We start from the raw sequence: 14414 nt of genomic DNA, 5'->3' as shown, positions 1-14414 counted from the left end.
TCAGAGCACTCCCATCAGCGGGCCGCCGGGCAGCGGGACTCCGAGCAGGTTGTTGAAGACGACGTAGGTCAGCAGGGAGAGACCGGCCGCGATCAGCGGGTCGCGGTGGAGGTGGCGGCTGCCGAGCGCGTACGCCGCGCCCCAGAAGAGAAGGGCTCCGGCGACGGGGAAGCCGACGGGGCCGATGAGGACGGCGAAGGCGAGGAAGACACCGGCCAGGAGGAGGACGGTGCGCCAGTCGCTCGGCTCGGAGAGGTCGACGTCCTCGCCGCCCTCCGCCTCGCCCCGGCCGCCGCGCAGGACGTCGATCGCGAGGAGGAAGGCGACGACGAGGAGGCCGGCGCCGACGACGACCGGGACGGTCTTGGGGCCGACGGGGCCGCGCTGCGTGATGTCGACGGTCATGGTGAGGGCGTCGGTGAGGACGAGCACGCCGATGACGAGGAGCAGGAGGCTGACGCCGAGCTCGGAGTGCTCGCGCAGCCAGGACTTCTTCTCCGGCGCGGGCGTGGCCGGTGTGGTCGGTGTGGTCGTCACAGTCCCAGCTCCTTCAGCACCGAGCCGACGCGGCGGTCCTGTTCGTCGAGGAAGGCGCCGAACTCCTCCCCGGGCAGGAAGGCGTCGTTCCAGCCGTTCTTCTTCAGCGACTCCCGCCACTGCGGGGAGTCGTGCAGTTTCCGCACCAGGCCGACGAGCTTTTCGCGCTCGGCGTCCGAGAGGCCGGGCGGGGCGACGATCCCGCGCCAGTTGGTGAAGTCGGTGTCGAGCCCGGCCTCGCGCAGGGTGGGCGCGTCGAGCCCGGGGACCCGCTTCGGGCCGGTGACGGCGAGCAGCCGCAGCTCGCCGGACCTGATCTGGTCGAGGTACTCGCCGACGCCGGAGACGCCGAAGGCGACCTTGTCGCCGAGGATGGAGGCGAGGAGTTCGCCGCCGCCGTCGAAGGGGATGTAGTTGACGCTCGATGGCGCGATCCCGGCGGCCTGGGCCATCAGCATCGGGGCGAGGTGGTCGGGCCCGCCGGGCGAGGACCCGCCGCCGACGGGCAGCTTGCCGGGGTCCTTCTTCCAGGCCGCGAGAAGGTCCTGGATGGTCTTGTACGGGGAGTTCTTGCCGACCACGACGATGTCCTGCTCCTCGGTGAGCCGGGCGATCGGGGTGGTGTCGGCGAGGGTCTTCGGGGACTTGTTGGTGTGGACGGCTCCGACGACGCCGAGGCCCATGGACATGGCGAGCCGGCCGTTGCCGTGTTCGCCGACGAGCCGGGTGAGGCCGACGGTCCCGCCGGCACCGGGCAGGTTGAAGACCTCGATGTCGGTGGTGAGACCGGCGTCCTCGGCGTTCTTGGCCGCGGTGCGGGCGGTGATGTCGTATCCGCCGCCGGGTGTGTTGGGGACCATGAACCGCAGGCCGGGGATCTGGGTGCCGGTGTCGGAGCCGCTGCCGGTGGAGAGCAGCGGCGGCCCCACGAGCACCAGCAGCGCCGCCCCGAGCAGGGCGAGGGGAGTGCGCAGACGCACGTGTGCCGCCTCTCGGTAGGTGAGGTGAAGTGGCCCACATGTTGCCTGCGCGTTAAGAAGCTGTCTCTCTTCCGCAATCAACGGACGTTGTGGTCCTTGTGGTCGCGACCTAGCGTGTCGGCGTGACGAAGGTGCTGGTGGTGGACGACGACTTCATGGTCGCGAAGCTGCACAGCCGTTATGTGTCGGCCGTGGACGGTTTCTCCGTCGTCGGAGTCGCGCACAGCGGCGCCGAGGCGCTGCGCGCCGCCGACCTGTTGCGTCCCGATCTGGTCCTGCTCGACATCTTCCTTCCCGACATGGACGGGATCAGTGTGCTGCGGGAGCTGCGCGGGGCGGGCCTGGGGGTCGACGCGCTGTTCATCACGGCGGCGCGGGACGCGGGCATGATCCGCTCGGCGCTGCGCGCGGGGGCGCTGCACTATCTGATCAAGCCCTTCAACCAGGCGGCCCTGCAGGAGCAGCTGCGGCACGTGGCCTCGCTGCGCAGCCGGCTGGACGAGCTGGACGAGGCCCGCCAGGAGGACGTGGACCAGATTTTCGGGGCCCGGCCGCCCGGGTCCCGCGAGCTTCCCAAGGGCCTCGCGGCCCCGACGGCGGACCTGGTGGACGGCATCCTGCGGGCCCATCCGGAGGGCATGTCGGCGACGGAGTGCGCGGAGGCGGGCTCCCTGTCCCGGGTCAGCGCCCGGCGCTATCTGGAGTACTTCGCGGAGACGGGCCGGGCGGAGATCACCCTGCGGTACGGGGGGACGGGACGCCCGGAACGCCGCTACCGGCGGCTCGGGGGCTGACGGGTCCCGGTCGTCGCCGGGGTACGGCTCACGGTCCGGCCGAGCGCCGACACCGCGCGGGCGAAGTGGGCGGCGTCGGCGATCGCCGCGCCGCCGGTGTCGTTGTTGAAGTACGCGTACACCTCTGCCTCGTCCGGCCAGGTGTCGGCGAGGCGTCCGGCCCAGGAGGCGAGCGCCTGCCGGCCGTAGCGGGGCGGCGGCTTGGCGAGGCCGGCGTGGAACCGTACGTACCCCCAGGACGCGGTCCGCCACAGCGGGGTCACCGGGCGCGACCATCGATCGGCCCAGCACAGCGCGCTGCCGTGCCGCTCGAGCACCGCGCGCAGGGCGTGTTCCGCCTCCCACCAGGAGGGGTGGCGGAGCTCCACGGCGACGCGGACGTCCGGGGGGAAGCAGCGCAGGCAGGCGTCCAGCGCCTCGACGTTCTCCCGGAACCGGCCGGAGAGCTGGAGCAGCACGGGCCCGAGCCGGTCGCCGAGCCCGGCCGCGCGGTCCAGCAGCCGCGCCACCGGTTCCCGGGGGTCGTGCAGCTGCTTCAGATGCGTCAGGTAGCGGCTGGCCTTGACCGCCATGACGAAGCCCTCCGGCGTCCGGTCCCGCCAGGACCGGAAGGTCTCGGCCGTGGGCAGCCGGTAGAAGGCGTTGTTGTTCTCGACGGTGGCGAAGGCCCCGGCGTACTCCTCGAGCCAGAGCCGCTGCGGGGTCGTGGGCGGGTAGAGCACCCCGCGCCAGTCCCGGTACTGCCACCCCGAGGTTCCGACGAGTACGGGCATGCTCCGGTCCACCTCTCGGGACGGCCCAGCCGATCTTTCTATTGTGCCGCTTAGCGGCTCCTTAAAGCGACCATAAGGATCGCCGTCGCCCCCTCTCCGCGGCCGATTTCGCGGTTCTCGGCGACTAGCTTGCTGAGCGGCCCCACGTTCCCCCCTCGAAGGAGTTGCTCACCATGACCGTTCGCCGCACGGCCTCCGCCGTACTCGCCCTCGGGGTGGCGCCGCTCGCGACGGTCGGTCTGGCCTCCGGGCCGGCCGTCGCGCACGGGTCGATGACGGATCCGGTGAGCCGGGTCTCGGCCTGTTACGCGGAGGGGCCGGAGAGCCCGAAGTCGGCGGCGTGCAAGGCCGCGGTCGCGGCGAGCGGGGCGCAGGCGTTCTACGACTGGAACGCGGTGAACATCGCCAACGCCGCGGGGAAGCACCGTGAGCTGATCCCGGACGGCGAGCTGTGCAGCGCCGGGAACGACAAGTACCGGGGCCTCGACCTGGCGCGCGGTGACTGGCCGGCGAGCCGGCTCGACGCCGGGAAGCACACCTTCCGTTACAAGGGGACCGCTCCGCACCGGGGATCCTTCGAGCTGTACGTCACCAAGGACGGCTACGACCCGTCGAAGCCGCTGACGTGGTCGGACCTGGAGGAGAAGCCGTTCGCCACGGTGACCGACCCGCGGATGGAGGGCGGTGACTACGTCTTCGACGGGACCGTGCCGAACAGGTCCGGCCGGCACCTGATCTACTCGGTCTGGCAGCGCTCCGACTCGCCCGAGGCGTTCTACACCTGCTCCGACGTCGTCTTCGGCGCGGACAACGGGGGCGGCGGTGGCACGGCTCCGGCTCCCACCGCGACGCCGCCGACCGACCGTCAGATCGAGGACGGCAAGGACGAGTCGTCGGTCGAGCACGGCGGGCACGGGGACGACAAGGCGGAGACCGGTGCGAAGGCGACCGCCGCGGCGCCGGCGACCGCGCCCGCCGAGCCGGCCGGGACGGCGCCCTCCGCCCAGGCCGCGACCGCCTCCGCCGAGCCGGTCGCGCCGAACGAGCCCGCCGCCGCCGGCTCCGGCGAGAACCTCGCCGAGACCGGGGGCGACGCCTCGACCCCGTACCTCGCGGTCGGCGGCGCCGCCGTCCTGGCGCTGGGTGCTGCGGTGCTCTTCGCGACGGTCCGCCGCAGGTCGCTGCCGGCGGGCCGCCACAGCCGCTAGCCGATCACCGACAGACAGGTGGTCGGGGTCGCGTGGGCCGGGTCGAGGGCGTTGGCCACCTCGTGGAACGTGATCCGGTCCACCGTCCCGATCGCCACGTGCTCCGAGAGGTTCAGCGCGCACTTGTCCTGGATGAGGACGTTGGTGACGTCGTCGCCGGAGAGGAACTGGGAGCGGTACGGCGTGACGACCTGGTCGTACTTGGTCGCGATGACCGTGTACGTGACTCCCGGCACCGTGTCCCCGCCCTCGTTGAGCTTGGTGAGGAACGGGGAGCCCGCCACCTGGTCGGCGAGGCCGGGGGTCTTCTCACTCAGCAGCTCCGCCGCGCCGGGGAAGTACGGCAGCAGCTCGGCGAGGCCGAGGAGGGTGGTGCCGTGGTTGTCGGGGGCGATCCCGACGAGTGCCCGCACCTTCTCGGCCCCGCCGAGGAACTTGAGGTAGTGGCGCGGCATCATGCCGCCCTGCGAGTGGCCGACGAGGTCTGCCTCGGGGGCTCCGGTGGCCGCGAGCACCTTGTCCACGTACGCGTCGAGCTGTTCTGCCGACTTGTCGATCGGGCCGAGCCCGTGGAAGAAAGGCACGTTCGGGAGCCGGCCGTAGTCGAGCGAGAAGACGCAGTACCCCCGGCCGACCAGGTACGGAGCGAGGCCCAGCCAGTTGTCCACGGAGTTGCCGAAGGTGCCGTGGACGAGGACGATCGGGCGCGGGTGCGCGGCGGAGGGCTTGCAGGAGAAGTCGTTCCAGCCCCGGTTCGGGGCGGCGGCAGTGGCGGTGTCCCGGGCCGAGGCGGAGGCGGTGGGGGCGAGGGTGGCGGCGGCGGTCAGCAGGAGGACGGACAGCGCTCGGACGGCGCGTCTTTTCCAGGGCAGCATCGGACGATCTCCTTGCGGCTCAAGGGGAGTCTGGGACGAACGAATGCAGTACGCCCTGCGGTCCGGACCACAAGTGGGGATGCGTTCCCGACAAGCTACGCACGGGTAGCGTTCACTGGGAAGTTACGCGTCGGTAAAAAGTGACTTCTCGTCAATAAGGAGTAGGAGCAGGCCGGTCAGGCCGCCAGCGCCCCGGGCAGCACCGCCCGCGGCCCGAACTTCGCCCGTGCCCGGTCCGCCACCGCCTCGATCCGCCGGGCCTTCTCGTCCGCCGGGTCGAAGGTCAGCTGGTGCGCGGCCCCCTCCGCGGGCGCGAGCCCCTCGGCGCGCAGCGCGATCCCCCGCACCCGGGCCCGCTGCAGCCCGAACGACGTGTGGATCGCGTACGCGAGAGCGGTGAGCGCCGCCGTGTGCGCGGTCGGCTCGGGGAGCGTCCGGGTGCGGACGGTGGTGGACCGGTCCGCGTACCGCACGGTCACCGTCAGGGAGCGGCACATCTGCCCCTCCGTCCGCATCCGGAGGCCCAGCTCCTCGGTGAGCGAGAGCAGCGCCCTGCGGTGGGCCGACGGGTCCAGCTCGTCGCGGTGGAAGGAGCGTTCGGCCGCCATCGAGCGGGAGAGCGCGTTCGGGACGACCGGGGTGCGGTCGACGCCCCGCGCCCGCTCCGCCAGTTCGCGCCCGGTCTTAGCGCCGACCAGCCGCTGGAGCACGGCGAGCGGCGCGTCCGCGACCCGGCCGATGGAGTCGAGTCCGTACGCGCCGAGGGTACGGGCGGTGGTGCGGCCGACCCCGTCGAGCGCGTCGACGGGGCGGTCCCGCAGGAAGGCCGCCGGGTCGTCGACGACCAGGGTGGCGCCGGGGCGCGCCTCGCGGGCCGCCATCCGGGCCAGCATCGGGTTCGGGCCGGCCCCGACGACGCAGTCGACGCCGTACAGGGCGAGCGCCCTGACCCGTACCACCGCGGCCAGTTCCGTCGGGCTCCAGCCGAAGTAGCGCAGCGCGCCGCGCACGTCGGCGAGGAGGGTGTCGGGCGGGGTGGCCTCGACGACCGGGGTGAACTCGCCGAGCAGGTCCACCAGTCGCGGCAGCAACGGCTCATGGAGGGGTTCCAGCCGGAACCGTACACAGAGGATCATCCCGCGCTCCCCGGACTGCTGTGCCACAGTTTCCGCGGCGGGGTCGCCGCGCCCTCGCCGGCCGGCTGGAGGTCGGCCCAGGGGTTCATCTCGTACCCGGTCGACATCTTGATCCGGCGGCCGCTGTCACCCTCTCCGGACGGCAGGGGCGCCGCGAGGCGCTCCCCGACCGCCTCCAGTCCTCCGGCGGCCCGCAGGTCCACCAGGTCGGCGAGGTTCCAGGCCGCGGACCCGACCACGCTGAGGCTGCGCGGGCCGCGCCGCTGCACCACGCCCCGGACGAGCAGCAGCCAGGAGTGGAAGACGGTGTGCGCGCAGGCCTCGTGGGAGTCGTCGAAGAAAGCGAGGTCGACCAGGCCGGTGCCGTCGTCGAGGGTCGTGAAGATGACCCGCCTGCCGGAGCGGATCGGCGGGGTCTGGGTGGCCGCCTTGGCGCCGGCGACCAGGACGGTCTGCCCGTGCGGGGCCTCGCGCAGCCGCTTGGCGGAGACCACGCCGAGTTCGCGCAGGAAGGCGTGGTGGTCGTCCATGAGGTGACGGGAGGCGTCCATGCCGAGGACGCCCAGCTCGGCACTGAGCCGCTCCGACTCGTCGAGGTCGGGCAGCCCGACGGGAGCGGTCTTCCGGCCCTGGGCGAGCGGGAGTTGACCGCCGTAGGAGGCGGCTCCGCGCTGGACGCGGTGGAGTTCGGTCAAGTGGAGCAGCAGATCCCGGCGGTTGGCGCCGAAGGCGTCCAACGCGCCCACCTGCGCGAGGCGTTCGGCCACCGGCTTTCGCGGACGGGCGCGCTCCCAGAAGTCGAGCAGCGAGGCGTAGGGCTGTCCCGTCTCGATCCGCGCGCTCTCCGCCTCGCTGATGCCGTGGACGTCGGCGAGGGCCAGCCGGAGCCCCCACACCCGAGGCGACTCGGACACCAGTTCGATGCGATGGGCGGCCCCGGACCGGTTCACGTCCAGCGGCAGCACGGGCACCCCGCGCCGCCGCGCGTCCGCGAGCAGCAGCCGCTTCGGGTACATCCCGGGGTCGTGGGTGAGCAGCCCGGCGTAGAAGGCCGCCGGGTGATGGGCCTTGAGCCAGGCCGACTGGTACGTCGGCACGGCGAAGGCCACCGCGTGCGCCTTGCAGAAGCCGTACGAGCCGAAGGCCTGCACGATCTCCCAGGTGCGGGCGATCGTCTCGGGGTCGTACCCCCGTCGCGCGGCCCGCCGGCCGAACCAGACCTTGATCCGCCCCTCCGACTCGGGGTGCGAGAGCCCGCGCCGCGCCTGGTCCGCCTCGCCCCGGCCGCAGCCGGTCATGATCCGCACGATCTCGATGATCTGCTCGTGGAAGACGACGACGCCGTACGTCTCCTTCAGCGCCTCCTCCAGGTCCGGGTGCGGGTAGCGGGCGGGGGCCCGGCCGTGGCGCGCCTCGATGAACGGGCGGACCATGTCGGCCGCGACCGGTCCCGGCCGGAAGAGCGAGATGTCGACGACGAGGTCGTGGAAGGTGGCGGGCTGGAGCCGGCCGACCAGGTCGCGCTGGCCGGGCGACTCGATCTGGAAGCAGCCGAGGGTCTCGGTCGACTGGATGAGCCGGTACGTCTTCGGGTCGCCCGGCTTCACCTGCTTCGGGTCGTCGAGGTCCACCTTCTCGCCGGTCGCCCGCTCGATCTCCGCGACGGCGTGGGCCATCGCGGACTGCATCCGCACCCCGAGCACGTCGAGCTTGAGCAGTCCGAGGTCCTCCACGTCGTCCTTGTCGAACTGGGACATGGGGAAGCCCTCGCCGCTGGTGGGCACGACGGGGGTACGGGTGAGCAGCGAGGCGTCCGAGAGCAGCACCCCGCACGGGTGCATGGCGATCCCGCGCGGCAGCTTGTCGAGGGCCTCGACCAGTTCCCAGAGCTTGCCGTACTTCTGCCTCTCGCCCGCGAGCGCGCGCAGTTCGGGCAGTTCGTCGAGGGCGGCGAGCGCGTCACGGGCCCGGATGTGCGGGAAGGCCTTGGCGATCCGGTCGATCTCGGCCGGATCCATGGACAGGGCCGCGCCCACGTCCCGTATCGCGTGGCGCACCCGGTAGGTCTCGGGCATGGCGACGGTGGCCACCCGCTCGGTGCCGAAGCGGTCGATGATCGACCGGTAGACCTCCAGACGGCGGGCGGACTCGACGTCGATGTCGATGTCGGGCAGGGCGGTGCGGTTCTTGGAGAGGAAGCGTTCCATCAGCAGCCCGTTCTCGACCGGGTCGGCGTGGGCGATGCCGAGGAGGTGGTTGACGAGCGAGCCGGCGCCGGAACCGCGCGCGGCCACCCTGATCCCCATCCGCTTCACGTCGTCCACGACCTGGGCCACCGTCAGGAAGTAGGTGGCGAAGCCGTGGTGGGCGATGATGTCGAGCTCGCGGTGCATCCGGTCCCAGTACACCCGCCGGTCGGAGCGTCTGTCGTACCCGCGCAGCACCATTCCGGCGGCGGCCCGGGAGGCCAGCACACGCTGGGCGGTGCGGCGCTCGGCGCCGACGAGATACGGCTCGGGGAAATGGGCGGAGCCCATGCCGAGGTCGTCCTGGGGGTCGACCAGGCAGTCGGCGGCGACCGCCTGGGTCTGCTCGAGCAGCCGGTGCGCGGTGTCCCGGCGGAATCCGGCGGCCTCGACGATCCGCTCGGCGGCGGCCAGCATGTCCCCGGCGCCCTTGAGCCAGGCCTCGCCGCTGTCCAGCTCCTTGCGGGGGTCGACGGGGACCAGGCGGCGGGCGGAGTCGAGGACGTCGGCGACGGGGCCCTGGCCGGGGTCGGCGTAGCGGACGGCGTTGCCGAGGACCGGGCGGACGCCCTGCTCGGCGGCGAAGCCGACGGTACGGGCGGCGAGCCGCAGGGAGCCGGGGCCGGCGCCGGAGCGGCCGTGGTGGACGGCCTCCAGGCGCAGGGCGTCGCCGTACCGCTCGCGCCAGGGGGCGAGCAGCCGGGCGGCCCGGTCGGGGCGGCCGGCGGCGAGGGCGCGGCCGACATCGGAGGCGGGACCGAGCAGCACGGTCAGGTCGTCGCCGTGGTTGACGTTCCAGGGCAGCAGCGGACTGTCGGCCGTGTCGCCCCTCGCCGTCCCCGCGCTCTCGTCCCGGGCGTGGGCGGCGCTGATCATCCGGCAGAGCGCGGCCCAGCCCACCCGGGAGCGGGCGAGGTAGACGACGCGGGGCGCGGACTCGTCGACGAAGGCGCCGCCACGGACGGGGACGCGGCGCGCGGAGGTCCTGCCCGGGCCGCTCTCGCCGAGGCCCGAACCCGAGCGGCCCGAACCCGAGCCGGGACCGGCCGGGTCGGTCGCGAGGTCCACGCCGAACAAGGGGCGCACCCCTGCCTCGGCGCACGCCTTCGCGAACCGGACCACGCCCGCGACCGTGTCCCGGTCGGTGAGGGCGAGGGCGTCCATGCCCCGCTCGGCGGCGCGCTCGGCCAGCCGCCCGGGGTGCGCGGCGCCGTAGCGCAGGGAGAAGCCCGACGCGGTGTGCAGATGCGTGAACTCCGGCATGCGCACCTCCCGCATCGATTCGTACGTACGTTCCCACCCCCCTCTTCTTCACCATAGACCATTTCGAACGCCCGTACGATATGCGGGGCGCGCCCTCCCCGTCATCCGTTCGGCCCCAGCCCACCTGCGGGAACACGTCCCGCCCCGGAGCGTGGGGGCATGAGTCTCGTCGAGGAACTGAAGAGCGCCGTCACCCCCCGAGCAGCCGTGCTCGTCGTCGGCGTGCTCGCCCTGCAGCTGCTGTTCATCGCCTCGTACGTCGGGGCGCTGCACAACCCGACGCCGAAGGACGTCCCCTTCGGCGTCGTCGCACCGCAGCAGGTCTCCGCTCAGCTCCTCGGGCGGCTCGAGAGGCTCCCCGGCGAACCGCTCGATCCCCGGACGGTCGCGGACGAGGCCCAGGCGCGGAAGCAGATCATGAACCGCGAACTCGACGGCGCCCTGGTGGTGAACCCCGGCGGGACCACCGACACCCTGCTCGTCGCCTCCGGCGGCGGAACGGTGCTCTCCTCCGCCCTGGAGACGCTCTTCACCCAGGTCGAGGGCGCCAACCGGCGCACGCTCAGGACCGTCGACATCGCCCCGGCCTCGAAGCAGGACTTCGACGGCCTCTCGGCGTTCTACCTGGTCGTCGGCTGGTGCGTCGGCGGCTACATCTGCGCCGCGATCCTCGCCATCAGCGCCGGCTCGCGGCCCGCCAACCGCGAGCGCGCGATCATCAGGCTCGGCGTGCTGGCGCTCTACTCGGTCCTCGGCGGCCTCGGCGGCGCGGTCGTCGTCGGCCCGATCCTGGGGGCGCTGCCCGGCAGCCTCGCGGCCCTGTGGGGCCTGGGCGCCCTGGTCGTCTTCGCGGTCGGCGCGGCCACCCTGGCCCTGCAGTCGGTCTTCGGCATCGTGGGCATCGGCCTGGCGATCCTGCTGATCGTGATCGCGGGCAATCCGAGTGCGGGCGGCGCCTTCCCGCTGCCGATGCTGCCCCCGTTCTGGAACGCGATCGGCCCCGCCCTGCCCCCGGGCGCGGGCACCTGGGCGGCGCGCTCGATCGCGTACTTCAAGGGCAATGACCTCACCGGCTCACTCCTGGTCCTCTCCGCCTGGGCCGTCGTGGGCAGCGTGATCACGCTGGTGATGTCCTCGCTGAAGCGCACGCCCGAGTCGGAGCGGATCGCCGGCGAGGCCGGCTCGGCGAGGTGAGCCGGAAACAGGAGGGGGAGGTGAGCCGGAGCGTGAGCCGTTGACCCTTCGAAAAGGGCTGGTCCGTCTCCGGTCGGGCCGTTAGGTTCGCGTGGCGGCACCCCTCCTTCCCCGACCGACAAGGCTCTCCGTGACTCTCGTGCGTACCGCCCGTTCCGGCGAACTTCCCACTCTGGTCGAGCACCCCGGCGACACCGAGCGCAACACCGCGACCCGGGAGTACCTCGCCCAGCTCCTCGACAGCGGGTGCACCCGGCCCGAGTGGTGCCTGGTCGCCGAGGACGGCGACGGACGGACGGTCGGCAGCGCGGTGCTGTGGACCATACCGGGGCATGAGGTCCCGCTCGCCGTCGTGCTGTTCGAGGCGCCCGCGGACGCGCCGGAGACAGGGACCGCCCTCCTCGACGCGGCCGCCGCCAAGGCCCGGGAGCTGGGCGCCACCGAGCTGGAGCATGTCGTCGACTCCCCCGCGCAGGCGCCGCAGTTCCAGCGGGACCCGGAACGCCGGGGCGCGCTGTTGCGGCGTGCGGGATTCCGGGAGGTCCGTGACGGGCGGCGGTTCCGTCTCGACGTACCGGCGGCCGGGGAGCTTCCGGCCGACGACCCGCGCCTCACCTTCCGTTCGCTCGCCGAACTCGGCCCCGAGCCGTTCGTCGCCGTACTGGAGGAGCTGCTCACGGACACCGCCGACGCCCGGCTCGCGGACGACGTACGCCGGCACGGGCCGCGCCGCGCGGCCGAGCTGCTCTTCGAGGAGACGGCCGAGCTGAAGCACGAGCCCGAGTGGTGGGAGCTCGGCTACGACGCGGACGGCACCGTCGCCGTGATCAGCCTCCCCGCCGAGAACCCCAGCGTGCCCGTGATCGGCTTCGTCGGTGTCGCGCCGGCCCACCGCGGCAAGGGGTACGCCACCTCGGTCGTGGTCCGGGGCACCCGGGTCCTCGCCGCGCACGGCGCCACCGAGATCCGCGGGGACTGCGACGCGGCCAACCGCGCGATGGCCAAGTCGTTCGAGCGGGCCGGCTATGTGAACTTCGCCGACCGGCGGGAGTTCGCCCGCCCGCTCGGAGACGCAGGGGCGAAGTAGGCGCGACACGCGGGTTTCCCCGTCGACGGCGTTCCCCCGCAGAGCCACGAGTCGGTCCCCCGGCCGTCGTGCGGCCGGGGGACCTCGTCCACTGCCGGGTCATGGTGCTGCGGAGGTACCGCCTCCGGCTAGGCCGTGTCCGTGAAGTCCCGCCTGCCCCGCGGGCAGACGGCGCCACTTGCCGGACACGACCTAGTACACGCTGACCCCGTACGCGCTCAGCGCCTCGGTGACGGGCTGGAAGAAGGTCGTACCGCCCGAGGAGCAGTTGCCGCTGCCGCCGGAGGTGAGACCGATGGCGCGGCTGCCGGAGTAGAGCGGGCCGCCGGAGTCGCCCGGCTCGGCGCACACGTTGGTGCGGATCATGCCGTAGACGATGTCGCCGCCGCCGTAGTTGACCGTGGCGTTGAGGCCGGTGACCGAGCCGCTGTGGGTGCCGGTGGTGGAGCCGCGGCGCGTCACGGACATGCCGACGGTGGCGTTGGCGGCGCTGGTGATGTCCACGCTGCCGACGGTGCCGGACTTGGTGACGGTGCTGTTGGTGTACCGGACGATGCCGTAGTCGTTGTTCGGGAAGCTGGATCCCGAGGTGGAGCCGAGCACGGTGGTCCGGCCGGAGTTGGAGTACCAGGTGCCGGCGCCGTCGGTGCAGTGCCCGGCGGTCAGGAAGTAGTAGTTGCCCGCGCTGTCACGGACGTTGAAGCCGAGGGAGCAGCGCCAGCTGGTGGCGTAGACGGCGTCTCCGCCGGAGATCAGCTTGTTGAACTTCCCGGGCGTCCGCTCGATGCGGATCGCGCCGGCGTTGGCGCCGGCCTGTCGCTTGATCTTGGCTATCTCGGCCTGCGACACGGTGGAGTCGGCGGTGACGACCAGGGTCTTGGTGGTCTGGTCGACGTGCCACGCGGTACCGGCCACATCGGCGGTCAGGACGGCGTCGCCCGCGGCGGAGAGCTGCGTCGCGCTGAACGTCTGGGCGGTGTCGGCGTTCGCGGTGGGGACGGCGAGGGCCGCCGCGGCGACGAGACCGGTGGTGACGGCGAGGAGACGGATCCGTCTCGTGGCGCCGCCGCGGGGGGTGGTGGGGGTGGTGCGCTTGATCCTCACTTGTCGTTCCTCCAGAGGGGAATCGGGGGTCCGCAGTGGGGTTTCGGACCCGTGAGGCGCGGCCGGGGGCCGGCGCTGTGGGGGAGTCTCGGGCCGTCCGGGCCGGCGCCGCAAGGGCGCCTTTCGGCCGTACGACGCTCAACTACCGGGCGGCCTGAGAGGCTTGGGGATCAGTACAGGCTGACGCGGTACTTGGCGAGGGCCTCGGGCACCGGCTGGTAGAAGGTCGTGCCGCCGGTGGAGCAGTTCCCGCTGCCGCCGGAGGTGATGCCGAGCGCCTTGGTGCCGTCGTAGAGCGCGCCGCCGGAGTCGCCCGGCTCGGCGCAGACGTTCGTCTGGATCATGCCGCGCACGGTGCCGCCGCCGGAGTAGTGGACCGTGGCGTTCAGACCGGTGACGGTGCCGCTGCGGGTGCCGGTGGTGGAGCCCGAGCGCTTGACGGGCTCGCCGACGTAGGCGTCGGCCGCCGTGAAGCCTCCGGGGTGGCTCAGCGAGGCGTTGTCGTAGCGCACCAGGGCGTAGTCGTTGCCGGGGAAGCTGGAGCCGACGGTGGCGCCGATCAGCGTGGACTGGGCCGAGTTGGCGTACCAGGTCTTGACGACGTTGCCGCAGTGGCCGGCGGTGAGGAGGTAGTACGTGCCGCCGCTCTGGACGTTGAACCCGAGGGAGCAGCGGTAGCCGCTGCCGTAAATGGCGTCACCGGCGCCGAGCAGGGGCTTGAAGACGCCGGGGGTGCGCTGGACGGTGAGCGCGCCGGCGTCGGCGCCGGCCTGCCGCCTGATCTTGGCGATGCCGGCGTCGGAGACGGTGGAGTCGGCGGTGACGACGACCCGGCCGGAGGCCCGGTCGACGTACCACGCGGTACCTTCGACGCCGGCCTTGAGCACGGCGGCGTCGGCGCGGGCGAGCTGGGCGGCTCCGGCGGGCCCGGGGGCTGGGGCCGCGTGCGTCGCGCCGGGGAGTCCGAGGGCGGTGACGGCCGCCAGGCCGGCCGCGACGGCGAGCAGTCGGGTGCGCTTGATCCTCACTGGTCTCACGGGTCTCCTCATGGGAAAGCGGAGGGGCCCGTGGGTGGCGGGCCCGTGAGGCGCCATCAGGTGACGTGTTCCTGACATGCACCGCCTGCGATAGTGGCCCCCGAATGCCGGACGCACAAGACCGCACACCGAACGGGCGCCGCACGACCCCGTGGCCGTCGGCGCCCGTACCGGAAGAAG

12 protein-coding genes are annotated in these 14414 nt (G+C 72.8%); 4 read left to right on the top strand and 8 right to left on the bottom strand.

Going from position 1 to position 14414, the window contains the following annotated elements:
- Both IE136_RS09240 and IE136_RS09235 read right to left on the bottom strand, forming a co-directional pair.
- The gene (locus tag IE136_RS09240) at window positions 1–537 is read right to left on the bottom strand and encodes a tripartite tricarboxylate transporter TctB family protein (protein WP_189600071.1); all 537 of its coding nucleotides are present in this window, start codon (window positions 535–537) and stop codon (window positions 1–3) included.
- The gene (locus tag IE136_RS09235; protein WP_189600070.1) at window positions 534–1517 is read right to left on the bottom strand and encodes a Bug family tripartite tricarboxylate transporter substrate binding protein; all 984 of its coding nucleotides are present in this window, start codon (window positions 1515–1517) and stop codon (window positions 534–536) included. The genes IE136_RS09240 and IE136_RS09235 overlap by 4 nt, the downstream gene beginning before the upstream one ends.
- Before the next feature lie 122 nt (window positions 1518–1639).
- Here IE136_RS09235 and IE136_RS09230 point away from each other — a divergent pair, with 122 nt between their 5' ends.
- Entirely contained in the window at window positions 1640–2311 is a 672-nt protein-coding gene (locus IE136_RS09230) for a response regulator (RefSeq protein ID WP_158985852.1), read from the top strand.
- On the opposite strand, the gene IE136_RS09225 is transcribed toward IE136_RS09230, so the two are convergent.
- Window positions 2290–3084, bottom strand: coding sequence for a DUF72 domain-containing protein (locus IE136_RS09225; RefSeq protein ID WP_158985854.1), 795 nt, complete (start codon window positions 3082–3084; stop codon window positions 2290–2292). The two genes, IE136_RS09230 and IE136_RS09225, sit on opposite strands and share 22 nt — an antisense overlap.
- Window positions 3085–3257: 173 nt before the next feature.
- On the opposite strand from IE136_RS09225, the gene IE136_RS09220 reads away from it, so the two are divergent.
- Entirely contained in the window at window positions 3258–4292 is a 1035-nt protein-coding gene (locus tag IE136_RS09220) for a lytic polysaccharide monooxygenase auxiliary activity family 9 protein (protein ID WP_189600069.1), read from the top strand.
- On the opposite strand, the gene IE136_RS09215 is transcribed toward IE136_RS09220, so the two are convergent.
- From IE136_RS09215 to IE136_RS09205, 3 genes are all read right to left on the bottom strand, one after another.
- On the bottom strand, window positions 4289–5167 hold the full coding sequence (locus IE136_RS09215; protein ID WP_189600068.1) for an esterase/lipase family protein: 879 nt from the start codon (window positions 5165–5167) through the stop codon (window positions 4289–4291). The genes IE136_RS09220 and IE136_RS09215 overlap by 4 nt on opposite strands.
- Window positions 5168–5343: 176 nt before the next feature.
- A complete protein-coding gene (locus tag IE136_RS09210; protein ID WP_158985860.1) occupies window positions 5344–6303 on the bottom strand; it encodes a DNA polymerase Y family protein in 960 nt (319 codons plus the stop codon).
- Window positions 6300–9812 carry a DNA polymerase III subunit alpha gene (locus tag IE136_RS09205; RefSeq protein WP_189600067.1) on the bottom strand — a complete coding sequence of 1171 codons (3513 nt, stop codon included), beginning with the start codon at window positions 9810–9812 and terminating at the stop codon, window positions 6300–6302. Before IE136_RS09205 ends, IE136_RS09210 begins: the two co-directional genes overlap by 4 nt.
- A gap of 159 nt (window positions 9813–9971) precedes the next feature.
- Between IE136_RS09205 and IE136_RS09200 the strand changes: the two genes are divergently transcribed.
- Both IE136_RS09200 and IE136_RS09195 read left to right on the top strand, forming a co-directional pair.
- Window positions 9972–11006 (top strand): DUF3533 domain-containing protein, encoded by a 1035-nt coding sequence (locus tag IE136_RS09200; protein WP_189600066.1) that lies wholly within the window; start codon window positions 9972–9974, stop codon window positions 11004–11006.
- A gap of 130 nt (window positions 11007–11136) precedes the next feature.
- Window positions 11137–12093, top strand: coding sequence for a GNAT family N-acetyltransferase (locus tag IE136_RS09195; RefSeq protein ID WP_189600065.1), 957 nt, complete (start codon window positions 11137–11139; stop codon window positions 12091–12093).
- Window positions 12094–12285: 192 nt separating this feature from the next.
- Here the strand turns inward: IE136_RS09195 and IE136_RS09190 are convergent, their stop codons facing one another.
- Both IE136_RS09190 and IE136_RS09185 read right to left on the bottom strand, forming a co-directional pair.
- Window positions 12286–13197, bottom strand: coding sequence for a S1 family peptidase (locus tag IE136_RS09190; protein ID WP_158985866.1), 912 nt, complete (start codon window positions 13195–13197; stop codon window positions 12286–12288).
- Window positions 13198–13367: 170 nt separating this feature from the next.
- Window positions 13368–14246 carry a S1 family peptidase gene (locus IE136_RS09185; RefSeq protein ID WP_189600064.1) on the bottom strand — a complete coding sequence of 293 codons (879 nt, stop codon included), beginning with the start codon at window positions 14244–14246 and terminating at the stop codon, window positions 13368–13370.
- Between the last annotated feature and the right edge of the window lie 168 nt (window positions 14247–14414).

It is taken from the genome of Streptomyces lateritius (genome assembly GCF_014649715.1).
Lineage (GTDB): Bacteria > Actinomycetota > Actinomycetes > Streptomycetales > Streptomycetaceae > Streptomyces > Streptomyces lateritius.
The sequence above is the reverse complement of the archived record's forward strand: the minus strand, read 5'-3'. Positions and strand labels throughout refer to the sequence as shown.

Bases quoted from the DNA above. Each gene is read 5' to 3' on its own strand.
- IE136_RS09225 (WP_158985854.1), bottom strand. From the start codon at position 3,084: ATGCCCGTACTCGTCGGAACCTCGGGGTGGCAGTACCGGGACTGGCGC.
- IE136_RS09220 (WP_189600069.1), top strand. From the start codon at position 3,258: ATGACCGTTCGCCGCACGGCCTCCGCCGTACTCGCCCTCGGGGTGGCG.
- IE136_RS09215 (WP_189600068.1), bottom strand. From the start codon at position 5,167: ATGCTGCCCTGGAAAAGACGCGCCGTCCGAGCGCTGTCCGTCCTCCTG.
- IE136_RS09210 (WP_158985860.1), bottom strand. From the start codon at position 6,303: ATGATCCTCTGTGTACGGTTCCGGCTGGAACCCCTCCATGAGCCGTTG.
- IE136_RS09205 (WP_189600067.1), bottom strand. From the start codon at position 9,812: ATGCCGGAGTTCACGCATCTGCACACCGCGTCGGGCTTCTCCCTGCGC.
- IE136_RS09200 (WP_189600066.1), top strand. From the start codon at position 9,972: ATGAGTCTCGTCGAGGAACTGAAGAGCGCCGTCACCCCCCGAGCAGCC.
- IE136_RS09185 (WP_189600064.1), bottom strand. From the start codon at position 14,246: ATGAGGAGACCCGTGAGACCAGTGAGGATCAAGCGCACCCGACTGCTC.